Raw genomic sequence first — 24825 nt, 5'->3', positions numbered from 1 at the left:
TCTGTCTCCACAAAGTAACGGCCCGCATCATCGCATCGAATCACCCCGTGCTTGCGCGCGCCGGCGCCTTTGCCGGGCTCGCGCGTAAAAAATTCCGACCCATCCATCGATTTCTTTCTGCTTCCTGTCATTTTCATGACGCTCCGCATGCTTATCCTCGCTGCTCTGTAAGCCGGGCGATCTCCGTCCGGCCGCGGATTCCAACAGGATGGGGACATGGCCCGGATACGATGGATGGGGCTCGCAGGCTGCCTCGCGATGAGCGTGCTCGTCGCGGCGTGCGGCAGCGGCGACGACGGCGTGACAAGCGGCGCGCGCACCGACGCGCAGCCGCCCGTCTCCACGCCGCCGCGCGCGAAAGTGTTGCTGGTCGGCGTCGACGGCGCGACCTACACGGCAGTGCAGCGCGCGTTGGTGCAGCGCACGCTGCCGAACCTCGCCACGCTGTCGCTGACGCCCAGCGCGACGGGCGGCGCGCCCGGCACGCCGACCGAGCAGGCGCCCGTCGACGGGCCGAGCTGGGCGAGCGTGCTGAGCGGAACCTGGCAGGATCGGCACGGCGTCGCCGACGATGCGTCGGCGGGCTCGCTCGCCGCGCCGACCCTGTTCCATGCATTGCGCACGGCCGACGGCGGCGCGACGCGCCGGCTGGGCGCCGTGACGAGCACCGCGACGCTGGCCGCGCTGCTGCAAGCCGATGCGCGGCGCGGCGACCTGAGCACGCAGGTCGATTGCGCGCAGGCCGAAGCCTGCGTGACGCAAAACGCAACGAAGCTGATCCGCGGCGGCTACGACCTCGTGTTCGCGCACTACGCGGCGCCCGCCGTCGCGGCGGCCGCCGCCGGGTTCCAGGACGGCCGCTATGCGCTCGCGCTGCAACGCGTCGACACGGCGCTCGGCGACCTGCTCGCGGAGGTGGCCGCACGCCGCGCCGCGACGCCCGGCGAAGCCTGGCTCGTGGTGGTCACCACCGCGCACGGGCTCGACGCGACCGGCTCGGCCACGCCGATCGCCTCGGTCGACAACCGCACCGCCTTCATCGCGCTCGGCACCGCCTTCAATCCGCTCGCCTCGCCCGGCGCGCCCGCGCCCGTGACCGAGGCGGCGCTGAGCGCACTGCCGAGCGAAACCGACATCACCCCCACCGTGCTCGCGCACTTCGGCATCGCGGCGGACCCGGCGCAAGCGCGCTTCGCCGGCGCGCCGCTGATCGGCGCGGCGCTCGGCGCGCGCGGCTTCGCCAGCACCGTCAGCCGCTACCGCGACACGCTCGACCTGAGCTGGCGCAATCCCGCCGCCACGAACACGCCGATGACGCTGTGGCGCGACGGCAAGCGGCTCGCCACGCTCGATCCCGCGACCACCCGCTACACGGACGGCCACTTCGGCATCGAGGACGGCCCTCACAGCTTCGACTACGTGCTGGTGCGCGACGGCGTGCCGGTCGCCTACCAGGCGCGCATCGACTATGTCGCCCCCGTGCCGCTCGCGCCGACGCTGCGCGACGCGCTCGCGCTCTACTACAGCTTCGACGCGTGGCCGCCGGCCGACCTGCGCCGGGCATCGACGCTCGGCCCCTGGAGCGCGGCGTCCGACGGCGGCAGCGCCGGCGCGGACAATTTCGCGGGCCAGTCCTTGCGCGTCGATTCGCGCATCGACTCGTACAAGCTCACGCATACCGGCCCGGATCTCGCGCAGCAGCCGCAATTCACGCTCGGTTTCTGGTTCCGCTCGGACTGCACGCAGGGCAACGGCAGCGGCGAACCCGTCATCGCGAACAAGAACTACACGTCCGGCGCGAACGCGGGCATCGCGATCGGCCTGTTCGGCGCGTGCGAGCTGCGCTTCAACCTCGGCAGCGGCGGCCGGCGCGACGACATCAACGGCCTGAAGTTCAGCGCGAACCAATGGGTCTACGTCGCGCTGTCGATCGACGCGCGGGCCCGGCTGTTCAGCGCCTACGTGCTCGATCCGGTGCTCGGCGCACAGAAGGTCGAGAACCGCGCGATCGCGAACACCGACGTCACGAAGCTCGCGGGGCTCGGCACCGGCACCTGGGGCATCAACGACGACGCCACTCACAACTACTACGGCAACAACCCCGACGCACTGCGCGGCGTGATGGAACTGAACGATCTCGCGATGTGGACGCGCCGCCTGTCGCTCGCCGAGCTGACGTCGATCAATGCGTCGCGCCAGCCGCTGTCGTCGCTGAACCCGTGACACCCGCCATGACTTCCGCCCTCCGACTTCATCGAGAAAGGTCCCGACCGATGCCTTCCCTGCTTTCCCTGACGCCGCGCGGCACGCGCTGGTACGCGGCGGCGCTCGTCTGCGCGGCGCTGGCCGCCTGCGGCGGCGACGACGACACCGCGCCGCCCGGCAAGCCGAACGGCGATGCGTCCCCGCAGCAGCCCACCGCCCCCGGCGAAACGCCCGCGAGCACGCCGAACCTGCGCTGCGCGCCCTGATCGCGCCGTCCCGAACCGCACCGAGACTCCGACATGAACAGCCGACGCAATTTCCTCAAGCTGGCGGGCACGAGCGCCGCCGCCACGGCGGCGCTCGCCGCGTTCCCCGATTCGATCCGCCGCGCGCTCGCGATCCCCGCGAACAACGCGACCGGCAGCATCCGCGACGTCGAGCACGTGGTGATCCTGATGCAGGAGAACCGTTCGTTCGACCATTACTTCGGCACGCTCAACGGCGTGCGCGGCTTCGGCGACCGTTTCCCGATCCCGCTCGCGGGCGGCCGCGACGTATGGCAGCAGACCTATACCGACAGCAAGGGCGCGAGCCGCGTCGTGCTGCCCTACTACCTCGACAGCAACATCGGCAACGCACAACGGGTCAGCGGCACGCCGCACAGCTACCCGGATGCGCAGAGCGCGTGGGATCTTGGCCGGATGAACCAGTGGCCGACCTACAAGCAGCCGCAGTCGATGGGCCATTACACCAAAACGGAACTCGACTTCCAGTTCGCGCTCGCCGACGCGTTCACGCTCTGCGACGCCTATCACTGCTCGTTCCACGGCGGCACCAACACCAACCGGCTGTTCCACTGGACCGGCACCAACGACCCGGGCGGCGCGCGCGGCGGGCCGTCGATCGACAACATCGGCGAATCGCTGGACGGCAAGGCCAACTACACCTGGACCACCTATCCCGAACGCCTGCAGGCCAAGGGGATCGGCTGGAAGGTGTACCAGAACATGCCGGACAACTACACCGACAATCCGCTCGCCGGCTTCCAGGCCTACCGCGACGCGAACCGCCGGCGCGGCAACCAGGCCAACGGTTCGCCGTATCCGCCGTACACGCCGAACGACGAGACCGTCAGCCCGCTGCTCAAGGGCGTGTCGAATACCATGCCGGACGGCGGCTTCCTGCAGGCGCTGAAGGACGACATCGCGTCGGGCCTGCTGCCGCAGGTATCGTGGATCGTTGCACCCGCAACCTATTCCGAGCATCCCGGGCCGTCGAGCCCGGTGCAGGGCGCGTGGTACACGCAGGAAGTATTGAACGCGCTGACCGCGAACCCGACGGTGTGGAGCAAGACCGTGCTGCTCGTCAACTTCGACGAGAACGACGGCTTCTTCGATCACGCGCCGCCGCCCTGCGCGCCCGCCTACGACGGCGATACGCTCGCCGGCAAATCGACCGTCGACACGCGCGGCGAGTATCACGTCGACCGCCGCCCGTACGGCCCCGGCCCGCGCGTGCCGATGTACGTGGTGTCGCCGTGGAGCCGCGGCGGCTGGGTCAACTCGCAGGTGTTCGACCACACCTCGGTGCTGCGCTTCCTCGAAAAGCGCTTCGACGTCGCCGAGACCAACATCAGCGCGTATCGCCGCGCGATCTGCGGCGACCTGATGTCCGCCTTCAATTTCGTGACGCCGAACGAGGGCCTCGCGACGCTGCCGAACCGCCCGCGCAAGGCGGCCGACGACATCCGCAAGAGCCAGGAGGCGAAAAACCCGGTGCCGCTGCCGTCGACCGCCGCGCAACGCCTGCCCGCGCAGAACGACGGCCAGCGCCCGTCGCGCGCGCTGCCCTACGAGCTGCACGTGAGCAGCCGCGAGGATGCGCCGGGCCGCGCGCTGTGGCTGATCTTCCGCAACACCGGGCAGGCGGCCGCCGTGTTCCACGTGTACGACCGCCTGCACCTGGACCGGGTGCCGCGCCGCTACGCGGTCGAGCCGGGCAAGGAACTGGCCGATCGCTGGGAGGCGTTCGCGAGCGATCGCGGCCGCTACGACCTGTGGGTGCTGGGGCCGAACGGCTTCCATCGCGCGTTTCGCGGCGACCTGTCGGCCAGCTCGGCGGCGGGTGCGAGCGGGCCGGAAATCCGCGTCTGCTACGACATCGCGAACGCGCACCTGTACCTGACGATGCTCAACACCGGCGCCGCGGACGCCGCCTTCACGGTCACGCCGAACGCGTACCGCAAGGACGGCCCGTGGCGCTTCACGGTGCCGGCCGGGCGGCAGCTCGACCAACATTGGCCGCTGGCCGGCCAGGACAACTGGTACGACTTCACCGTCACGGCGCCGCAGGGCGGCTTCTCGCGGCGCTTCGCCGGTCGCCTGGAAACCGGCAAGGACGGCCGCTCCGATCCGGCGCTCGGCAGCTGAGGACGCGGCCGGTCGCGATCGGCTGTCACAAACGGGCGTCACACTGGCGGTTTATCCACGCGAGAGGCCGTGATCGCCCATGCTCGGCGACCTGTTGATCACCTTCTTCGCGGTGGCGCGCCAGGGCAGCGTGACCACCGCCGCGCGCCAGCTGAAGCTCAGCCAGCCGACCGTCACCGGCCGGATCCGCCAGCTCGAGGAAAGCTACGGCGTCGAACTGTTCCATCGGCGCGGCAGCCGGCTCGAGCTGAGCGACGTCGGCGTCGCGCTGATGCCGCACGCCGAGCGCTTCGCGCAGCAAGGCAGCGACGTCGACTTCCTGCTGCGCAACGCGGGCAGCCTGCAAAGCGGCAACCTGCGGATCGGCGCGACCGGCCCCTACTACATCCTGCGCAGCATCGCCGCGTTCCGCGAGCGCTTCCCGGCCGTCGAGCTGAGCCTCGAGATCGGCAATTCGCAGCAGATCCTGCAGGCGCTGTTCGAATACCGGATCGATCTCGCGGTGTCGTCGCGGCTCGAAGAGGACCCGCGCGTGACGCGCCGGCTCGTGGCCTCGGATCCGCTCGTCGCGGTGATGCACCCGGATCATGCGCTCGCGCGTCATGCGCAGGTCGATCTCGCGCAACTGGTCGGCTGCGCGCTGCTGCTGCGCGAGTCCGGCTCGATGACGCGGCACGTGTTCGAGACCGCGCTCGCGCGCGTCGGCCTCGAACTGCCGCCGCACACCGTGATCGGCAGCCGCGAGGCGATCTACGAGGCGATCCGCCTGAATCTCGGCGTCAGCGTGCTGCCGCGCGGCGAGGTGCCCGGCGATCCGGCCTTGCGCGCCGTGCCGCTCGCGCCGCCGGCGCCGATGCTGCACGAGTATCTGTACTGCCTCGACGCGCGCCGCGCCGCCCGGCTCATCGACACGTTCCTCGCCTGCGTGCCCAGCGCGAATGCGCCGCGCGCGCCGTTCACGCCAAGCCGTGCCGGCGCGCCGCGTCGCGCAGACAGTCGAGCAGCATCGCCGCGGCCGGCGTGAGCGGGCTGTCGCGCCGCGTCACCACCTGCACCGACAAGGGCGGGATCGCTTCCCGGATCGGCATGACCGCGAGCTGCCCGCGCGCCCACTCGATCGACAGCAATTGCTCCGGCACCGCCGCGATCAGATCGGAGCCGAGCAGCAGGCTGTGCGCGACCGCGAAGCTCGGGCACTCCACCACCCGATGCGGCGGCCGCAGCCCGTGCTGTTCGAAGCATTGGCACAGCATCTGCGAGGAGCTTTCGGGCGACGGATTGAGCAGCCAGTCGGCGTCGACGAGATCGGCAAGCGAGGTGCAGCGCGCGAGCGGATGCGCGCGCCGCGCGACGATGCGCAGCCGGCTCGCGTACAGCTGCGCATGGTCGAACTCGGCGGCGAGCCGCTCCGGCATCACCACGGCGACCGCGAAATCGAGCGTGCCGTCGTGCAGGCGCGGCAGCGCGACGCCCGGAAAACCTTCGAAGAAACTGACCTGTGTCAGCGGGAAGCGGCGGCGGAACGCCTGATAGGCGTCGGGCAGGATCGAGACGGCGGCGGCCGGCGTGATCGCCGCCGCGACCGCGCCCGTCGCCGCGCCCTGCGCCTGCTCGATGTCGTCGCGCGCACGCTGCATCTCGGCGACGATCAGACGCGCGCGCACCTGCAGCTGCTGCCCGAACGCGGTCAGCTGCACGCCGCGCGCGGTGCGCACCACGAGCGACACGCCGAGCGCCTGCTCCAGCTCCTTGATCGCCTTGGTCAGCGCGGCCGGCGACAGATTGAGCGCGCGCGCGGCGGCGCGGATGCTGCCTTCCTCGGCAACCGTCACGAAAGCCTTGAGCTGGTGGTATTTCATCGGACGAATCGCGGTGGCGAACGCCGCGCGCGGCGTTCATGGGGAGGCAACCCAGGGTTGGCACCATCGGAATTTATCAGCTTATGGTGCGCGACAGAACTTTATATGCTTCGTCGACACGTGCGTCGGATTTCAACCGCGCCGATACAACGAAGGAGACAAGCATGCTGTCCGTCAACCCCGTGATTCCCGGCATCGCCGACATCGCCCCCGAGCTGATCGAGGTGCGCCGCCGCATCCACGCGCATCCCGAACTGGCGTTCGAGGAGACCCGCACCAGCGAACTCGTCGCCGGCCTGCTCCACGGCTGGGGCTACGAGGTGCATCGCGGGCTCGGCAAGACCGGCCTGGTCGGGGTTCTGCGGGCCGGCGCGGGCGCGCGCACGCTCGGGCTGCGCGCCGACATGGACGCCCTGCCGATCAGCGAGGCCACCGGCCTGCCGTATGCGAGCCAGGTGCCGCGCCGCATGCATGCATGCGGCCATGACGGTCACACCGCGATGCTGCTCGCGGCCGCGCGCCACCTCGCCGCGACCCGTGCGTTCTCGGGCACGCTCAACCTGATCTTCCAGCCGGCCGAGGAGAATTTCGGCGGCGCGAAGGCGATGATGGACGACGGCCTGTTCGAGCGCTTTCCCTGCGACGCGATCTTCGCGATGCACAACATGCCCGGCCGCGCCGCGGGCGACATGGCGTTCCGCACCGGCGCGTCGATGGCCTCGTCGGACCGCGTGACGATCACGCTGCGCGGCGTCGGCGGACACGGCGCGATGCCGCACGCGGCGCGCGATCCGATGTCGGCGGCGGGCAGCATCATGATCGGCCTGCAAACCATCGTCGCGCGCGAGGTGAACGCGCAGCAGGCGGCCGTGATCACGGTCGGCAGCGTGCAGGCGGGCGAAACCTTCAACGTGATCCCCGACACCGTGGTGATGAAGCTGTCGGTGCGCGCGCTCGATCCCGACGTGCGCGCGCTGCTCGCGGCCCGCATCGACGCGTTCGCGCGCGCGCAGGCCGAGAGCTTCGGCGTGCGCGCCGAGGTCGACTACGACTACGGCTATCCGGTGCTTGTCAATCATCCCGAGCCGACCGCGTTCGCGCGCGACATCGCGCGGCAGATGCTCGGCGCCGAGCGGGTCGAGGCGGAAGCCGAGCCGCTCATGGGCAGCGAGGACTTCGCCTACATGCTCGAAGCCCGGCCCGGCTGCTATGCGCTGATCGGCAACGGCACGGGCAGCCGCGGCGGCTGCATGGTGCACAACCCCGGCTACGACTTCAACGACGAGATCCTCGCGATCGGCGCGAGCTACTGGGTGCGGCTCACCGAAGCCTGGCTCGCCTGAGCCTGCCTCCGGCAGCCGCCGCGCCCGCCGCCCGGCCCCCGGGTCGCGCGGCCCGCACCCGCATCGTAGTCGTTTTAGCGTCATGTCCGCGCGCCCGCATCGGGCTGCGCGGGCCCGTCCCCTGCCCGCCCCGCGAGGAATCATGGACACCACCGCCTGCACGCCCGCCGCGCCCGCCGCCTCGTCCGCCGCCCGCCGGCGCCGCCTGATCGCCGCCGCCGCCGTCGGCAATGCGCTCGAGTTCTACGACTTCACCGTCTACAGCTTCTTCGCGATCCTGATCGGCAAGCTGTTCTTTCCCGTGCATTCGCCGTTCGGCCAGCTGATGCTCGCGGTCGCGAGCTTCGGCGTCGGCTTCGTCACGCGCCCGCTCGGCGGCATCGTGATCGGCATGTACGCGGACCGCGTGGGCCGCAAGCGCGCGATGATCGTCACGCTGCTGCTGATGGCGCTCGGCACCGCGCTGATCGCCGTCGCGCCCACTTACGCGCAGGTCGGCCTCGCCGCGCCGGTGCTGCTCGTCGTCGCGCGGCTGCTGCAGGGCTTCGCGTCGGGCGGCGAGGTCGGCGCCTCGACCACGCTGCTGCTCGAACAGGCGCCGCAGCACCGGCGCGGCCTGTATGCGTCGTTCCAGTATTCGAGCCAGGGCTTCGCCGCGCTCGCGGGCGCGCTGACCGCCGTCGCGCTGACCACGCTGCTGAGCAACGCGCAGCTCGAAAGCTGGGGCTGGCGCGTGCCGTTCGTGATCGGCACGCTGTTCGTGCCGATCGGCTACTGGCTGCGCCGCACCGTCGAGGAAGTGCCCGCCGCCCCGATCCCGGGCGCGGCGACGCCCGACGCCGCGCCGCTGCCGCTCGTCGACGTGCTGCGCGGCCATCGGCGCGCGGTGCTGGTCGGCCTCGGGATCACGATCGGCGGCACCTCGATCCACTACATCATCGTGTTCTACATGGCGCTGTACGGCGTGCAGGTGCTGCACCTGCCCGTCTGGCTGTCGATGACGGCCGGTTGCGTCGCGGGCGCGGTGCTCACGTTCGCGACGCCGCTCGGCGGCTACCTGTCCGACCTCCACGGCCGCAACCGGATCGTCTGGTGGACGCGGATCGTGCTGATGATCGCGATCTACCCGGCCTTCGTGGCGCTCAACCGCTGGCCGGGCGCGGGCTCGCTGCTGTCGATCGTCGCGGCGCTCGCGCTCGTCCATGCGATCAACATCGGCGCCTGCGGCGCGATCCTCGGCGAATTGTTTCCGCGCCGGGTGCGCGCGACGGGCGGCGCGCTCGTATACAGCCTCGGGGTCGCGATCTTCGGCGGCTTCGCGCAGTTCTTCGTCACCTGGCTGATCGCCGCGACCGGCAATCCGAACGCGCCCGCGTGGTATGCGATCGGCTGCGGGGTGCTGACGCTCGTCGCGCTGCATGGGCTGAAGGAGTATGCGGGGCGCGCGCTGGATTGAGCGGCGCCCGAGTGATGCCCGGCTCGACGCCTGCCTCGTACTCGGCGGCAGGCGTCCTGATAGCGGAGTGGCCTGATTCGAATCGCATCTGACGGCCCATCGAGCACGGATGGAGACGATCGCCGTGATCCGCCGTCGGCAGGCCCACGAACACCGGCGCGCGCATTGAAGTCGAGAGGCCTCCACCCATGCAGGACGCTCGCCGGAACGCGCTAACGCGAAGCAATCCTCGCCGTGCCATTCGCATCAAAGCTTACTTTGACGGGGGCGACGAATGGTATGGTCTTCAGCAACCTGTCCGGGTCGGCACTCGAAAATCCCCCACTGATCAATGCTTCGCCTGCACGTGCGTCCGCAAGAACAATCGGCGTCGTTCTGTATCGCTGCAGTTCCCGGACCACCTCGGAAAGCGGTGTGTGGTTGAAATCCAGGCGTCGATCCTTCCACTCGACCAGCGCGCCGACGCGCGGACGCTGAAGTACGCGTACGCCATCCGTGCGAACGGCCTGGCCGGCGAGCACTTGAATCAAAGCGCCCTGCCCCGGAAGCTTGACCGCGACCTCTCCTTCGAGCACGGCGACATCGATTGCCGGATCGACCAGGCGAACGCTGAATTGAGTCCCGATGTCGTGGATCTCCGCGCTTCCCGCGCGAAGTTGAAACGGCCTCAGCGCGCGGTGAGCGACGGTGAAAAGTGCTTCACCACGCACGAGCTTCGCTTCGCGCGAGCGCAGCCGGTTCGAAAACTGAATCGCCGTACCCGTGTTGAGCAGAACCTGGCTTCCATCATCAAGCACCAACCGCGTTTGCTGCCCGACTTGGGCGACGCTGTCCTGTTGCGACAGAACGGGATTGATCATCCATATCGCCGCGGCCGCGCCGAGCGCAAGGTTGCCGAACACGGCGCCGACGCGCAACCGCCGCTTGCCGGGAAAAGTCCGGCGTCGGCGATCGGGTGAAATGTGGGTGCGCCGATCATAGAGACGGCGTAGCGCGTCCAGGCTTCCATCGATCATCGTATCCGCCGCCTGCTGCTCGGCAATGTAGGTCTGATGTGCGTCACTCGCCTCGCGAAACGCCTGAAGAGACGCTCGCGCCTGAGTTTTCTGCCGCGCATCGCCGTGCACGACCGACGCGAGCAAATTATCGATCTCGTTTCTGTCTTCGTCGCTTAACGGAACGATATCCTGCATTGCGCGTGTGAGTGAGTTCGACATTACGCATCCGACTGTAATAGTCGCTGACGACAGGCCCGCATCGCCTCGACCAGGTACTGCTGTATGACCCCAGGACGGATGCCCATTTCTGCCGCGGCCTCATCGTAGGTCATACCGTTCAATTTACACAGAACGAACGCCTCCCGTTGACGGGGAGGCAGCCTATCGAGCACTTCGCACAGCTTCGTCAATGTCTGCCGCCCTTCATATTCGCGTTCGGGTGTCACGTTGCAGCTCGGTCCTTCCTCGTCCTCGACCTCGGATAAGGAGGCCATCACTTGCCATTTTCGTCTGCCACGATCGATCCGTAAGTTATTCGCAATCTTGAACAACAGACCACCGGGCGACTCAACCGTGTGCGCTTGACAGTAACGCAGTGCCACCTCGAACGATTCTTGCGCGAGGTCGGCAGCATCGTCCGAACCGAGTTCTCGCGTGAGCAATCGACGCAGTCGCAGATAGCCTTGCACCAGATCCTCGACCATTCCCCCTCCTAAATCCATTTTTGTCGTGCCGTACATATCGCGCCAAGCATCCTGATCTCGCCGAAGCTCGGAAGACGGATATAAGCCGACGTTGACATACCTGGTCAATCGGGATCCCCCCCGACGCGGCGCTATCGCCGGTCACGACGATAAGCAGCCGGACAAGCTTACCCGACCAGAATATGGCCAGCACGACTACGTGTGCGCGTTCGACATTCCGCTCTGCACGATCGATGCAAGCGCTTCCACGGTGCCGACGATGAGAAATCAATCGCGCCGATGCCGATCAGTTGGCCGTTCAGATTTGCGCGCAACGCTGCGCTCCATTCCTCTCCCTGTTCGTCGAGGAAATTGCGCTTCGTCCCGGACGGGGTGCCTGTCTACCGAATAGTTTTACACGATGGCTAAATCGACTCGATAGAAATAATTCGGAAACTTGCCCCTACGCTTTGCCCACGTCGTTCGCCTTTAACACCAAACGAGCAAAACAAGCCCGTTGAAGGCGTAGCACTTAGAAACTTCGAAGACACACGAGAAGACAAACACGATGAGACAGAGGGGTTGGGCAAGTAGATCCGCACATGCAATGGTTGCGGTTCTCGGCGCAGCAAGCATCGCGGCGCATGCCCAGACGGCATCAATCGATTTGCCGGCGCAGACGTTGGCCAAGGCGCTGGCGGCGCTGGCAAGCACGAGCGGCGCGAACATCCTGGCGTCGGATGCGTTGGTGGCCAATCGCACGTCCCCGGCGCTGACCGGCCAGTTGACCGTGCATAAAGCACTGGAGCAACTGCTGCGCGGAACCGGGTTGCAGGTTCAACAGATCGATGCGCACACGTACGTGATTGTCGCGCCGCCTGAGCGCGGCATGTCACCTGCGACCTCAGATGACACAAAACACAGGAGTGTTGAATAGATGAAAAACTGGCCAACTCGCCTGAGAAAGGCAAGTGCCAACCAGACGGCAATGAAAACTGAATTGCTGCCGCTGCCACAGCCAATCCAGGATGTCCTGTCGCTTGAATATCACCTGCATCTGGAGGCGCTACGGGCCGGAACCGGCTCCCTGATGGCCTTGCAGGCGTTGATGCGAGTGGCGGTGGCAAGCAGGATGCTCGAAGAGCTCGGCTATGGAAACAGTGTCGTGCGACCGGTCGACGATTATGAGAATACCGCGCGCGACGCATTGTCCGCCGGTACTGAAGGTCGTTATGGCTTCAACGCGCTGGCAGTAAAAGAGTTCGCCGCACTAGTCACCGAGCACGACGCGCAACTGCAGATGACGCCCGTCAGGGTCATTGATCAGGTTGCGAAACGTCTGGAGCGTAAACGGTCAGCGGCCCGGTCTTGACGGGCCAGGTCGGGCGGTCGCGGGTTTCGGTTGCCGGCGATGCGGCGACAACGCGGCCGTGTCGCCGGCCCCGTGCGTGAGCAGGCGCGTGAGGATGTCCTTGAGATACGCGTGCGGGTCGCGCCCGTCGAGTTGCGCCGGGCGGATCAGGCCTGATCGCAGCGCCATGCTGCCCCGCCCGCAGCGAGCCCGCGAACATGTCGGCGCCGACGGAATTCCGAGCCGGGGTGGAGACCGGCATGGTAATCACTGCATCCAGCCATGCAACGCGCTCGCTGAACGTCACCGCGAAGCAATCCTGGCAGTGCCATCCGCGTCGAAGCTGACTGAAACCGCGATCACCAAAGGCAACGTCCTCAGCAGCTGATCCGGATCGGCGCTCGAAAACCCTCCGCTGATACGAGCCTCGCCAGCATGCTGGTCCGCAAGAACGATCGGCGTCGCCCTGTATCGCTGCAGTTCCCGGACCACCTCGGAGAGCGGTGTATGGTCGAAGTCCAGGCGCTGATCCTTCCACGCGATGAGCGCGTCGGTACGCGGCAGTTGAACCACACGCACGCCATCCGAGCGGATGGCCTGACCTGCGACCAATTGAATGAACTTCCCCTGCCCCCGGAACTTGACCCCGACCTCGCCCTCCAGCACGGCGACATCGATTCCCGGATCACGTAAGCGAACGCTGAATCGTGTGCCTACGTCATGAACCGCGGCACTTCCCGCGCGAAGCTCGAACGGCCGCAGTCCGCTGTGCGCGACGGCAAACAGCGCTTCGCCGCGCACGAGCGTCGCCTCCCGCGAGCGCAGCCGGTTCGAAAATTGAATCGTAGTGCCGGTATTGAGCAGAACCTGACTGCCGTCATCAAGCGTCAATCGGGCTTGTTGCCCAATTGGCGCGCGCCCTTCCTGTTGAGAAAGGACCGGGTTAATCATCCAGATAGTTGCAGCGGCGCCGAGCGCGAGCGCGCCGAGAACGGCGCCAAACCGAAGCCAGCTCTTTTTCAAGGCGGGTTGGGGCTGGCGATGATGCGCCTCGGGGAAACGCCGGTCATACCGGCGGCGCAACGCATCCAGGCTGCCGTCGATCATCGCATCTGCCGCCTGTTGCTCCTCGATGTACGTTCGATGCGCGTCACTCGCCTCGCGCAGCTTCAGCAGGGATGCGCGCGCAACAGCCTTCTGCCGCGCATCGCCATGCTCGACGGACGCGAGCAGATTGTCGATCTCGTTTCTGACTTCTTCGCTCAACGGCATGGATTCTTGCATGGCGCGCGTCGATTAGTCCGGCTTTACGGGGCCCGATTGTAGCAGTCGCTGGCGACAGGCCCGCATCGCTTCAACAGGGTACCGCCGCGCCACTCCCGGGCGGACGCCCATTTCCGTGGCGGCTTCGTCGTAGGTCACGCCGTTCAGCTTACACGAACGCGCACCGCTCTCCGTCGGGGTGGCAAGCCGTCGGGCACTTCGCACCAGCACATCCCCGATTCGGACGTCGAGCAAGTCACTACGCCGCCGTCGATCCCGCATTCCGGGTCGGCCTGATCTACGCAGCTGCCGTGCCGGCACCGCGCCGCGCAGACCATCCCCCCGTTCCTCCCCGCCTTGGATACATCACCGAGACCGTCGACCAACCCAGCCATTCGAGCGGAGCCCGTGCCTGGGTTTCCCGGCCCGGCCCGCGCCTGCTCGCCTCCGGTACGAAGCGTCGACGACGCGGGCGGCGATCCCGGCAGCGGCCTGTGCGCGGTCGGTTTCGAGACGCGCGACGAAGCCAGGTCGATCCCCACGCGCGCGGGCCTGTTCGAACGCGGGACGATCACCTGTCGGCGCAAGGTCCCCGCCACGGGTGAATGCCATCTGTAATGTGCGCCGACCGGACAAATCGCGGCCGATGCGACCAGAAACTGCGGACATCGCGCAAGGAATGGCATCATATCGACCTTGCGCCACCCCAACACCGGCTCCACCATGTCAAACCTGATCGTCCACGGCGGTTCCCCGCTGCGCGGTGAAATCACCCCGTCCGCCAACAAGAACGCCGTCCTGCCCATCCTGTGCGCGACGCTGCTGACCGACCAGCCGCTGCGCCTCGTCGGCGTGCCGGACATCACCGATGTCCGCAAGATCCTCGATATCTTCCGCATGCTCGGCAGCGACGTCGCGATCGATTTCTCGACCGGCGTGCTCGACCTGCACCACCGCGCCACCACGTTCGACCCGGCCGTGCACCGGCTGCCCGAGGAAATGCGCTCGTCGATCATGCTGGTGCCGCCGCTCGTCGCCCGCTTCGGCGTGGCGCGGCTCGAAAACGACGTCAAGGGCTGCACGCTCGGCGTGCGCGAGATCGATCCGCACGTCGAAGTGTTCGAGCGCTTCGGCGCACGCATCGAGCGCACCCCCGATTCGCTGATCGTGCGTACCGACGGCCCCCTCACGCCGAACCAGCACTGGCTCGACTACGCGTCCGTCACCACCACCGAGAACTTCGTGCTGTGCGCGGCCGCCGCGGGCGGCGTCTCGACGCTCGTCAACGCGGCCTCAGAGCCGCACGTGCAGGAGTTCTGCCGTTTCCTCGCCATGCTCGGCGTGGAAATCGAGGGCATCGGCACCTCGCACCTGACGGTGCGCGGCGGCCAGCGGCTCGCGGGCGGCGAATACCGTTTCAGCGAGGATTTCCACGAAATCGCGACCTTCCTCGCACTCGGCGCGATCACGGGCGGCGACATCGTGGTGCGCAATTCCGCGCCCGAGCAGTTTCCGCTGATCGACCGGACCTTCGCGAAATTCGGCATCGAGATCGTGCACGAGCAAGGCTGGTCGCGCGCGCTGCGCGACGGCCCGCTCAAGGTGCGCCGGCCGTTCACGCAGAACATTCTCACCAAGATCGAGGCGGCGCCGTGGCCCTACCTGCCCGTCGACCTGCTGCCGATCTTCGTCGCGCTCGGCGTGCGCGCCGAGGGCAGCGCGATGTTCTGGAACAAGGTGTACGACGGCGCGATGGGCTGGACGGGCGAGCTGTCGAAGTTCGGCGCGCACGTGTTCCAGTCCGATCCGCACCGCCTGATCACGTTCGGCGGGCTGCCGCTCAGCCCCGCGCGGGTCGAGAGCCCGTACATCATCCGCGTCGCGATCGCGCTGCTGATGGTGGCCGCGAGCATCGACGGCCGCTCCGAGATCCTCAACGCACTGCCGATCCGGCGCGCCCATCCGCGTTTCGTCGAGAACCTGCGTTCGGTCGGCGCGAACGTGGAGTGGACGAGTGGCGAGTGACGCGCGACGCAGGCGGATGAGTCGAATCTGACCGTACCCCGCGGGTACTATCCTGCCACGGTCATCTGAGCGATCAGTACCGAGCCCGATTCCATCGGGCCCTGCTCGATCGAATCCGCGCCGATCGCGACGATATGCCGGAACATCTCCTGCAGCGTGCTCGCGACAGTGATCTCCTCGACCGGATACTGGATCACGCCGTTCTCGACCCAGAAGCCCGCCGCGCCGCGTGAATAGTCGCCAGTTACATAGTTCACGCCCTCTCCCATCAGCTCGGTCAACAGGAGGCCCGTGCCGAGCTTCTTCAGCATCGCGTCGAAATCGTCGCCGGGTTGGGTGTTGCTGCTGCACAGCGCGAGTTTGTGCGAGCCGCCCGCGTTACCGGTCGTCTGCGTGCCAAGCTTGCGTGCCGAATAGGTCGACAGGAAGTAGCCCTCGACGACGCCGTCCTTGACGACGCTGCGTGCGCGTGTACGCACGCCCTCCACGTCGAACGGCGCGCTGCCCAACGCGCGCGGCACATGCGGATCCTCGACGACCTGGATATGCGGCGCGAACACCGGCTCGCCGAGGCTGTCAACGAGGAACGACATGTCCCGGTACAGCATTTCGCCGCTTACCGCCTGCGTGAACATGCCGAGCAGGCCGGCCGCTAGCCGCGCCTCGAACAGCACCGGTACCTTGCGGGTATCGAGGCGGCGCGCGCCCATCCGCGCGAGTGCACGTTCGGCCGCATAGCGCCCCACAGCTTCCGGCGCTGCGAGATCGGCCGCACTGCGCTTCGACGAATACCAGGAATTTCGCTGCATGTGGCGGCCGCTGCCCGAGATCGGCGCGCAAGCGATGTTGTGGCGCGAGACCGGATAGCCGGCGAGGAAACCGCGCGACGTCGCGAGCACAAACTGCGAATGCCGTGCCGACACGCTTGCACCTTCCGAATTACAGATCTGCGGGCTGACCGCGAACGCGGCGTCTTCCGCGCGGCGGGCGAGCTCGACGGCCTCGTCGGTCGTCAGCGCCCACGGGTGGTACAGATCGAGATCGCGCGGGTCGGTTTCGAGCAGCTCGGCCTCGGCGAGGCCGGCGGCCTCGTCCTCGGCCGTGAAGCGCGCGATGTTGTAGGCGGCGGCAACGGTATCCTTGATCGCGTCCGGCGAGAAATCCGACGTGCTCGCGTTGCCGCGCTTCTTGCCGATGAACACGGTCACGTCGACCATCTTGCCGCGGTTGTGCTCGATCGTTTCGACTTCGCCGCGGCGCACCGACACCGACAGGTCGTCGCCCTCGGAGATATTGGTCGCGGCGTCCGTCGCGCCGATAGCCTTTGCGTGGCGAAGGATCTCCGTGGCAATTTCTTTGAGTTCGTACTGAGTATTCAAAAGGTGACTATCTTGATCGAATTTTACGTTTTTCATTTGTTTGGAATGCCAATAGGAATAGTTCGGATTTTCGCGGCCGTTCACAATGCGCGTTCATCGTTCAGACGATCGGTTTCGTCACGTGCCCGCTCGACACTAATCACGCGCGATTCGCCGTCACATCTCAGTTCAAGTACGCGCGTGTGATAGTCAAGAAGCGATGCCCGATGCCCGACGCTGATGAACGTCACGCCGTTCGCGGCCAGCGCCCGATACAGCCGCGCTTCGGTAGCGACATCTACTGCACTCGTCGCCTCGTCCAAAAACACGTATCGTGCGCGCGCTGCAAGCGCACGCGCAAATCCGATCCGCTGCTGCTCTCCAAGCGACAATACGCGCGACCAGTCGATCACCGTTTCGAATCCGCCGTGGCGTTCCGCAAGATCCGGCAAGTTGACCTCTTCGAGCAGCGCCTGAAGCGCCGCGTCGCTAAGAGCGCTCTCCACCGCGGGATAGAGGATCTGCTCTCGCAAGCTGCCGAGCAGCATATACGGCCGCTGTGGCAAAAACAGCGTCTCGTCCGGTCCTGGCATCGTGATTGTTCCGTGACCCTCCCGCCACAGCCCTGCCATCACACGCAGCAGCGAACTCTTTCCGACTCCCGTCTGCCCCATGATCAGCAGATGTTCGCCCGGTGGAAGATCGAGGCACACGTCATTTAAGAGCGTGCGTTCCCGGCCCGGGGTTTGGAGCATGAGGTGATCGATCCGGACCGCCGGCCCGCGCCGGAGCGCTACCGTACGCGCTCTATTCGCGTCGTCGTCCTCCACTGCCTTCGCCTTCTCGTAAATCTGCGCGAGCCGTACGACATGCGGCGCAGCCGACGCAAAGATTGGGATGAAATTAGTCAGTTGACTAATCCCGCCCAGCAGCAAACCCGCCGATGCCGTTCCCTGTGCGATCGCACCGAAACTGATCTTTCCGGTGAAGTACAACGGTGTCAGTACCAGCACCGGCATCAGCGTCCATATCAGCCCTAAGCCAGTCCCGGTCACGTTCATCACGAGGGTATACCGCAAGATCGCCAGCGCAATTCGCACCGCGCGCGTCAGGCGATTGTCAACACTGGCCGCCTCCGCCAGTTCACCCCGATATAGTGCGACTGTTTCGGCATGGTTACGTACGTGCAGGATCCCAAAACGCAGATCCGCCTCCGCCACGGTCGAATCGAAGCTCAAGCGGATAAGAGGTCGGTAAAGCCACCACGTGGCCACCGTAGTTCCGAGGCCATAAACGAGAACGCCGTAAAATAGCGACGGCGCGATCGATTGCAAGATCCAGCCCTGTACACCCAGGCTCGATATGGATGCCAGCAATACTTTGGGCAGCATAGCGACCATCTCACAAAATGGCATGGTCTCTTGCTGGATACGCTGGTCAACGTTGTCGACATCGCCATCATGCTCGATTCTGAAATAGGTCCGACCGCCAAGGTAATGCTGCATCATGTCGCGTGTCATCCAGGCACGCCAGTGCAGAGTCAGCCAACTGTAGGCGAATATGAAAACCTGGCTCAACACCCCACCATTGATTACAAGCCCGATCAGCGTGATCAGTGTGAACAGGTGCCAGTAATCCACTTCGTGACGGGATACGAGCGCATCGGTCATTTGTTTCGTGAGGAACGACAGCTTCGCACCTAATGCAGCATCGATCAGCCCAAACCCCACGACAATCCCGAACACGAGCCACGAACGCCAAGCGCGCGGTCGCGTCCAGTATGGTCGTGCCAGCTCAAGCATGCGTCTGAAAAATCGACCGTTAATACTGTAATCCTTCGGATTCCGAATTGACTCTTGCGGAAACATGAGTAACCTTTTCGCATTCTCTTCAGATGGTTCCGCCGACCGTCATCCTGTCGATCCGCAGAGTCGGCTGGCCGACGCCCACCGGCACGCTCTGGCCTTCCTTGCCGCAGACTCCGACGCCGCTGTCGAGGCGCATGTCGTTGCCGATCATGCTCACGTACTTGAGCGATTCCGGGCCGCTGCCGATCAGCGTCGCGCCCTTGACGGGGTAGGTGATCTTGCCGTCCTCGATCATGTAGGCCTCGGACGCCGAGAACACGAACTTGCCGTTCGTGATGTCGACCTGGCCGCCGCCGAAGTTCACCGCGTACAGCCCGTGCTTGACCGATTCGATGATCTCGCGCGGATCCTTGTCGCCGTTCAGCATGTAGGTGTTGGTCATGCGCGGCATCGGCAGCGCCGCGTACGATTCGCGGCGCGCGTTGCCGGTGACGGGCATTTTCATCAGGCGCGCGTTCAGCGTGTCCTGGATGTAGCCCTTCAACACGCCGTCCTCGATCAGCGTCGTGCACTGGGTCGGGTTGCCTTCGTCGTCGATGTTGAGCGAGCCGCGGCGGTTCGGCAGCGTGCCGTCGTCGACCACCGTCACGCCCTTGGCCGCGACCCGCTCGCCGATCCGCCCGGCGAACGCCGACGAACCCTTGCGGTTGAAGTCGCCCTCGAGCCCGTGGCCGATCGCCTCGTGCAGCAGCACGCCCGGCCAGCCCGAGCCGAGCACGACGGTCATCGCGCCCGCCGGCGCGGGGCGCGCGTCGAGGTTGACGAGCGCCGCGTGCACCGCGTCGTCGACATAGCGCGCGAGCACTTCGTCGGTGAAGTAGCCGTAGTCGAAGCGGCCGCCGCCGCCGCCCGAGCCGATCTCGCGGCGGCCGTTCTGCTCGGCGATCACCGTGACGGACACGCGCACGAGCGGGCGGATGTCGGCCGCGAGCGCGCCGTCGCTGCGCGCGACCAGCACGACGTCGTATTCGCCCGCGAGGCCCGCCATCACCTGCGTGATGCGCGGATCGCGGCCGCGCGCCATCTGCTCGACGCGTTCGAGCAGCTTGACCTTGGCGGTCGCGTCGAGCGATGCGAGCGGATCGGCGGGCAGGTACAGGTCGCGGCCCGAGATGCCCTTCAGCGTCGAGGCGACCTGCACCTTGTGCTTGCCGCCGCCCGCGCGGGCGATCGCCTTGGTCGCGGCCGCGGCCTGCGCGATCGCTTCCGGCGACAGGTCATCGGAGTACGCGAACGCGGTGCGTTCGCCCGCCACGGCGCGCACGCCGACGCCCTGGTCGATGCTGAAGCTGCCCGACTTGACGATGCCTTCCTCGAGGCTCCAGGCTTCGCTGCGGGTGGCCTGGAAATACAGGTCGGCGTAGTCGACCCGGTGCGTGAAGATATCGGCGAGCGTGCGCGTCAGCACCGCCTCGTCGAGGCCGTAGGGCGTGAGGAGCAGATCCTTCGCGGTCGCGAGGTTGCGGATACTGGGTTCGATGATGTTCATAGAAGGTAGTGATCGACGATTGGCTTATCGTGCTGCCAGAAGTAGGCGGCCACGCAGAATGGCTGCGGTATGGACGCTGATAGCAGACCGGATTGACTGTTCAATTTTCATCCACGCGTCATATCGCATCCACAGGTCCGGTTGCTCTGCGCGGCGCTCGCTCTCATAGGTCTGTGAACGTTCGAAATATTTCCTCGCCAACACCTCGCGCGTGGATTCTTCCATTCGCATATCGCCAAGTTCTTCGCCAATCCGGTCCTCAATCTCCCGGCGAATTGTTTCGATCTGGGTTTCCTCTGCTTTGCTCCAGTCCGAACGCCGACGGCGATCAGATATCGCACACCTGAACACCACGCCATTTGCCGCGCACGATTCGTCGATCAATGAGCTTGCCAATTCTTCGAAGTCCATACTGCCACTCGATTTTTTATCGGACTCGGAAAACAAGATCGCCTCACGCTGCACATTCTCCCACTCGGTTGCCGTGATACGTTCACCCTTATGTTCACGCTGATGCAGCATCTTGATCCGCCTGATGAGATCGGACGCATGACCGGTGAAATACTGCGTGATCTCCCACGGCGACGTATAAAGCAAATCGAACAGTGAGTCGGCCACGACCGTGCCGAGGTCCGCCCCAACCGGGATGGCCTCAGCGAGCTCAACGGCTTGTGCACGCACGACATGGTCCGCTTGTTCGTCGGATTCGGACTGAGTTATGTACAGCGAGTCAAGAAACTCTCCGAGCTCGGCAGGAGCGCCGACGGCTACCTCGAAGGTTTGATTTCCGGCGAGATGGACCGATGGTCTGTATTCCTTATCTTCAGCATGATCACGAAGGCGTGTTAGCGCCGCTTCCTTGGCGGCAGCCTCGTTACCAAAACTGATCCACTTCCGTCGGGCGATCATTGGAGTTGATTCGTCGTCACGCTGAACGGCCTCGCTATTGAAATCAGGTATGGCAAGCCCCAGTTCCTGAAACCATTTTTGGATCATCATCTGCAGTCGCATTGCCGACATTGAACCGGTCAGCCGACTGTGTTCTTTGCCACCGGAGTAAAGCACCAGCGTCGGAATCCCACGCATACCTAATTTCTTCCATACGTCCGGCGACTCCTCGATATTCAACTTCAACACCTTCAGGCGCCCTGCAAAACCGGCCGCAAGACGCTCCAGATGCGGATCCAGCACTTTGCATGGCCCGCACCACGGCGCCCAGAAGTCCACGAGTACCGGGATATCGCCCTGCACATCTTGGTCGAACGCCACCTGCGTCGTCTCGACGATCATCATAGTGTTCTCACTTTGGTTGAGATTGCGTCACAAAATTAATCTTCGTCTAGTCCGTGCGGAGGGCCGCGGATAATAGGTCGACCATTGCCTCATAGCGCACGGACCGGTCTACAGACAGCTTTACCTCCGGCCGTAGTTGCCTGGCCCCGATCAAACGCTGGAGTCCGCAACCGTTGCGAGCCGGCCGACCCACCGGCATCGGCAGATCAGAGGGAAACGCTGATGACATGGTCCGAGATCCTAGAAGTTATATCGGCCCGTCAGATAAACCAGACGACCTGGCTCCAGACCCACGACCCCTCCATAGGCCGAGTTCTGGTACAACTGCCTATCGAAGAGGTTCTTGATCGCCAGCGTCGTGGACCAGCGTTTGGTTCGGTAGTAAATACTCAGATCGGTTTGCATCTGGCCAGGCAGTCTGTAGACCACACCGGCATTGGTGAATTGATAGCCGCTCCTTGCCTGTATGCCCCCCCCCACGCCCCATCCCTGCCAACGCTCTCCCTGCAGGTCATACGTCATCCAGAGACTGCCACTATGACGCGGGATGTTGCTGGCACCCATAGGCACCTTTAATTGGTTGTTATATGTATAGCTGGCGATGATATTCAAACCCGGCAATAGACGGCCGGTTGCATTGAGTTCCACGCCTCGTGCAATCATGTCGCCTATCAAGCGGGGAAAGAGTTCCCCGGGTACATATTGCAATACATCCGTATTTTCCGTACGGAATACGGCCGCTGTCCCACTCAGTCGATCATCGAGAAAATTGAATTTAAACCCCGCCTCGACAGATCGGCCTTTGTTGGGCGGTGCCGTCCCGCCCCCCATAAGAAGCGCGCCACCTTGAGGAACAAAACTGCGGAGTGCATTTGCATACACTGCGACACTATCAGTTAACTGATACAATACGCCAATGTTCGGCGACCAGGCTGCTTCAGAGTTATCCCCTTGCTGCCAGGTTGTGCCATGTGCAATACCAGCTAACACATGGAAATTTCCCCAAGTAAGTTGATCCTGGAGATAAAAATTCTTGAAATAATTTTTTACACCTTCGTAAAAATATCTAGGATTTGTAATCGCTGGCAACGATGGGGCTGGAAATGGAGCCTGCATATTCATATCGGACATATTTCGATCGGCCCACGACAAAGAATAATTAAATCCCGCCAATAATTCTTGCTTGACTGATCCAATCGAAAATCTGGCTCGGATATAATTGTCAGTGCTGAAACCCCAGCTACGTTGAAGACCGGAATTTCCAGTAAAGGAAGTTGCGTCAAGTGTGTCGCCTGAATACAGGGAATACAAATGGTCGGTTTTCATGCTGGACGCCTCATATAGCGTCTTGCTCTCGAACTGTAAATACTTGCCGAGTTGCTGTTTAAAGTTCGCGTATAGCTTGTCGGACTGTACCAACGTGTTACCTAGTGGCGTCGGTCGCACGCCATTCAGCGCGATCGGGCCGGATGATTCAACCAACGTCTCTGGGACAGCGGGGAGATCCCGACTCAGATGCTGGTAGCCGATTACGATCTCCGTTCCACCTGCTGTCCAACCCAACGATGGGGCCACGTACAGAGTTTTACCGCCGTCGTAACCGCCGAAAGTCTGTCCCACCCGTTCCGTCGATAGCACGAATCGGTAGGTCAAGCGCCTGTCCTGCGTCAGTGGCCCACCCAGATCGACTGCACCGAGCCAGTCACCATACGATCCAGCCTGAATAGTGAGTTCATGGGTGGGTATCGCCGTCGGTTGTTTACTCACTATGTTTACGATTCCGCCGGGAAACATTGCGCCCGCTAGGATGGAGTCCGCGCCCTTGAGAACCTCGATGCGCTCCAAGCCCGCCATCGGAGTAGCCAACGTTGCTGAGTTCTTCGCGGAAATGTCGCCCACACCGTTACTCATTGTCGACACCTGATATCCGCGAATGAGGACGTTCGGAATGCCCCCCCCCTGGTCCGCTACCTGCACCCCCCCTATATACGCCAGCGCGTCGGTCACTGACCGAACCGACGCACTCTTGAGCGCATCCTGATTGATCACCTGGATCGATTGCGGGATCTGGCCAATTGGCGTATCTGTGCGCGTGGCGGTACTGGTCGAATGTGCGACGAAGCCTGTATCGCGTGACAAAGCACGGTCGCGGACCACAATGGTCGGCAGCACGGCCGGCGCGCCGCCAGTGGTAGGTGCTACCGGCTTTCGCGGGAGTGTCGCGACAATTACCCAGGTACCGTTCAGTTCCTGTTCAGCTTTCAGCCCTGTCCCATTGAGCATGCGATCCAGTGCTTCGCGAATGGTTAGCTCTCCCGAAATCGCCGATGCCTTCTGGTTCGCCACAAGTGCATCCGGGGCCAAAATATTCACTTTCCCCTGGTGCGACAGGGCCACGAGCGCCGTTGATAAGGACTGCGCCGGCACATTGACGACAACTGTCTGGGCGATCGCCAGACCGCAACCCCCCAGCAGCCAACCCGCAGTGATGGAAAAAGCGATTTTTTTGTCCCACCTCGTATTTCGCATGTTGTTTCTCGATCAGATATGTTGGGGCCGCGGCCCGCTGTAGGCCGTGCACACTGCTGATAAAGGCGAACGACGAGGGCAATCGATAGGGTCGAAGGCAGAAATGTTTATTGATCGACTTCGACCAGTGATTGAGCGAAGCTATTAGTCACTCGTGTGGCCGTTTCTGCTCGAGCACCGGATCCTGCTAACGCAGCGCGATCGCCGCCGCGCCGTCCGCTTCAAATCGGATACCCACCGATGCAACCATCGGCAATGCCGCGAGCAGCGCGCGAGGAACGGTACTCGAGGTGACCTGAGCAACCGTGTGGAATGCCAACCAGTCAGGAGTTGATTTTGGGCATTCAGGTGAGCACGGGCGATGGCATTGAGGTGAGTGATGAGCTTGCGCATGCATGCGATCACAGCCACTTTCCTGAGTTTGCCAGCGGTCAACAAGCGTTCGTAGACGGCGCGGACGGCCAGATTGAATCGAGTCGCGGTAAGCGTCGGGTACTGTCAGGTTGTTCCGGAAGTCCGCGAGTGTATTCGCGGCATGGAGAAAGCGTCTATCGCCGTTCTGCTGCCAGCTGAGGCGCCGGCTTCGTTCAAAGGCTACCGGCTTCCGCCTGACGTTATCTGGTTGTACTACCGTTTTCCGTTGAGCCTCCGCGTGGTTGAGGAGATGCTGGCAGAG

The 24825-nt window shown here is 64.6% G+C and carries 19 protein-coding genes and 3 pseudogenes; 11 read left to right on the top strand and 11 right to left on the bottom strand.

Translation table 11 applies throughout. The features are described from left to right. Positions 1 to 216 precede the first annotated feature (216 nt). From Bsp3421_RS10475 to Bsp3421_RS10460, 4 genes are all read left to right on the top strand, one after another. Positions 217 to 2223 (top strand): LamG-like jellyroll fold domain-containing protein, encoded by a 2007-nt coding sequence (locus tag Bsp3421_RS10475; protein WP_273995852.1) that lies wholly within the window; start codon positions 217 to 219, stop codon positions 2221 to 2223. A gap of 50 nt (positions 2224 to 2273) precedes the next feature. Further along, complete coding sequence (locus tag Bsp3421_RS10470; RefSeq protein WP_273995851.1) at positions 2274 to 2471, top strand: hypothetical protein; 198 nt, start codon at positions 2274 to 2276, stop codon at positions 2469 to 2471. Between the two features lie 33 nt (positions 2472 to 2504). Then, the gene (locus Bsp3421_RS10465; RefSeq protein ID WP_273995850.1) at positions 2505 to 4634 is read left to right on the top strand and encodes a phosphocholine-specific phospholipase C; all 2130 of its coding nucleotides are present in this window, start codon (positions 2505 to 2507) and stop codon (positions 4632 to 4634) included. A gap of 79 nt (positions 4635 to 4713) precedes the next feature. Then, positions 4714 to 5658, top strand: coding sequence for a LysR substrate-binding domain-containing protein (locus Bsp3421_RS10460; protein ID WP_273995849.1), 945 nt, complete (start codon positions 4714 to 4716; stop codon positions 5656 to 5658). Here Bsp3421_RS10460 and Bsp3421_RS10455 read toward each other — a convergent pair. Then, on the bottom strand, positions 5591 to 6493 hold the full coding sequence (locus Bsp3421_RS10455; RefSeq protein ID WP_273995848.1) for a LysR substrate-binding domain-containing protein: 903 nt from the start codon (positions 6491 to 6493) through the stop codon (positions 5591 to 5593). The two genes, Bsp3421_RS10460 and Bsp3421_RS10455, sit on opposite strands and share 68 nt — an antisense overlap. 164 nt (positions 6494 to 6657) lie before the next feature. Between Bsp3421_RS10455 and Bsp3421_RS10450 the strand changes: the two genes are divergently transcribed. Together Bsp3421_RS10450 and Bsp3421_RS10445 are read left to right on the top strand one after the other, a co-directional pair. Continuing rightward, positions 6658 to 7836 carry a M20 aminoacylase family protein gene (locus tag Bsp3421_RS10450; protein WP_273995847.1) on the top strand — a complete coding sequence of 393 codons (1179 nt, stop codon included), beginning with the start codon at positions 6658 to 6660 and terminating at the stop codon, positions 7834 to 7836. A 142-nt stretch (positions 7837 to 7978) separates the two neighbouring features. Then, positions 7979 to 9292 carry an MFS transporter gene (locus Bsp3421_RS10445; RefSeq protein ID WP_273995846.1) on the top strand — a complete coding sequence of 438 codons (1314 nt, stop codon included), beginning with the start codon at positions 7979 to 7981 and terminating at the stop codon, positions 9290 to 9292. 212 nt (positions 9293 to 9504) lie between these two features. Here the strand turns inward: Bsp3421_RS10445 and Bsp3421_RS10440 are convergent, their stop codons facing one another. Further along, positions 9505 to 10509 (bottom strand): FecR family protein, encoded by a 1005-nt coding sequence (locus Bsp3421_RS10440; protein WP_273995845.1) that lies wholly within the window; start codon positions 10507 to 10509, stop codon positions 9505 to 9507. Then, a complete protein-coding gene (locus Bsp3421_RS10435) occupies positions 10509 to 10994 on the bottom strand; it encodes an RNA polymerase sigma factor (RefSeq protein WP_273995844.1) in 486 nt (161 codons plus the stop codon). The genes Bsp3421_RS10440 and Bsp3421_RS10435 overlap by 1 nt, the downstream gene beginning before the upstream one ends. A 586-nt stretch (positions 10995 to 11580) precedes the next feature. Between Bsp3421_RS10435 and Bsp3421_RS10430 the strand changes: the two genes are divergently transcribed. Both Bsp3421_RS10430 and Bsp3421_RS10425 read left to right on the top strand, forming a co-directional pair. Beyond that, the gene (locus Bsp3421_RS10430; protein WP_273995843.1) at positions 11581 to 11910 is read left to right on the top strand and encodes an STN domain-containing protein; all 330 of its coding nucleotides are present in this window, start codon (positions 11581 to 11583) and stop codon (positions 11908 to 11910) included. After that, positions 11911 to 12345, top strand: a complete 435-nt coding sequence (locus Bsp3421_RS10425) for a Fis family transcriptional regulator (RefSeq protein ID WP_273995842.1) — start codon at positions 11911 to 11913, stop codon at positions 12343 to 12345. Here Bsp3421_RS10425 and Bsp3421_RS10420 read toward each other — a convergent pair. Together Bsp3421_RS10420 and Bsp3421_RS10415 are read right to left on the bottom strand one after the other, a co-directional pair. Next, a pseudogene (locus Bsp3421_RS10420) lies at positions 12328 to 12544 on the bottom strand (transposase domain-containing protein); the annotation flags it as partial. The gene Bsp3421_RS10425 and the pseudogene Bsp3421_RS10420 sit on opposite strands and share 18 nt — an antisense overlap. Before the next feature lie 83 nt (positions 12545 to 12627). Continuing rightward, positions 12628 to 13608 carry a FecR family protein gene (locus tag Bsp3421_RS10415; RefSeq protein ID WP_273995841.1) on the bottom strand — a complete coding sequence of 327 codons (981 nt, stop codon included), beginning with the start codon at positions 13606 to 13608 and terminating at the stop codon, positions 12628 to 12630. Positions 13609 to 13995: 387 nt separating this feature from the next. Here Bsp3421_RS10415 and Bsp3421_RS10410 point away from each other — a divergent pair, with 387 nt between their 5' ends. Further along, a complete protein-coding gene (locus tag Bsp3421_RS10410) occupies positions 13996 to 14205 on the top strand; it encodes a hypothetical protein (protein WP_273995840.1) in 210 nt (69 codons plus the stop codon). A gap of 105 nt (positions 14206 to 14310) precedes the next feature. Next, the gene (locus tag Bsp3421_RS10405) at positions 14311 to 15612 is read left to right on the top strand and encodes a UDP-N-acetylglucosamine 1-carboxyvinyltransferase (RefSeq protein ID WP_273995839.1); all 1302 of its coding nucleotides are present in this window, start codon (positions 14311 to 14313) and stop codon (positions 15610 to 15612) included. Between the two features lie 47 nt (positions 15613 to 15659). Here Bsp3421_RS10405 and pmbA read toward each other — a convergent pair whose 3' ends face one another. The 6 genes and pseudogenes from pmbA to Bsp3421_RS10375 all read right to left on the bottom strand — a co-directional run. Next, the gene (gene pmbA / locus Bsp3421_RS10400; protein ID WP_273995837.1) at positions 15660 to 16991 is read right to left on the bottom strand and encodes a metalloprotease PmbA; all 1332 of its coding nucleotides are present in this window, start codon (positions 16989 to 16991) and stop codon (positions 15660 to 15662) included. An 80-nt stretch (positions 16992 to 17071) separates the two neighbouring features. After that, a complete protein-coding gene (locus Bsp3421_RS10395; RefSeq protein WP_273995835.1) occupies positions 17072 to 18715 on the bottom strand; it encodes an ABC transporter ATP-binding protein/permease in 1644 nt (547 codons plus the stop codon). A gap of 145 nt (positions 18716 to 18860) precedes the next feature. After that, positions 18861 to 20327 carry a metalloprotease TldD gene (tldD, locus tag Bsp3421_RS10390; protein WP_273995833.1) on the bottom strand — a complete coding sequence of 489 codons (1467 nt, stop codon included), beginning with the start codon at positions 20325 to 20327 and terminating at the stop codon, positions 18861 to 18863. Positions 20328 to 20351: 24 nt separating this feature from the next. Continuing rightward, positions 20352 to 21620, bottom strand: a complete 1269-nt coding sequence (locus tag Bsp3421_RS10385) for a thioredoxin family protein (RefSeq protein WP_273995831.1) — start codon at positions 21618 to 21620, stop codon at positions 20352 to 20354. 240 nt (positions 21621 to 21860) lie between these two features. After that, entirely contained in the window at positions 21861 to 24149 is a 2289-nt protein-coding gene (locus Bsp3421_RS10380) for a TonB-dependent siderophore receptor (RefSeq protein WP_273995830.1), read from the bottom strand. Positions 24150 to 24497: 348 nt separating this feature from the next. Next, positions 24498 to 24638 (bottom strand): annotated as a pseudogene (locus Bsp3421_RS10375) (IS110-like element ISCARN26 family transposase); the annotation flags it as partial. Positions 24639 to 24684: 46 nt separating this feature from the next. Between Bsp3421_RS10375 and Bsp3421_RS10370 the strand changes: the two are divergent. Then, positions 24685 to 24822: pseudogene (locus tag Bsp3421_RS10370) on the top strand (IS6 family transposase); the annotation flags it as partial. Positions 24823 to 24825: the final 3 nt, after the last annotated feature.

This window comes from Burkholderia sp. FERM BP-3421 (assembly GCF_028657905.1).
Classification (GTDB): Bacteria; Pseudomonadota; Gammaproteobacteria; order Burkholderiales; family Burkholderiaceae; genus Burkholderia.
This window is presented reverse-complemented; position numbering and strand designations above follow the sequence as displayed.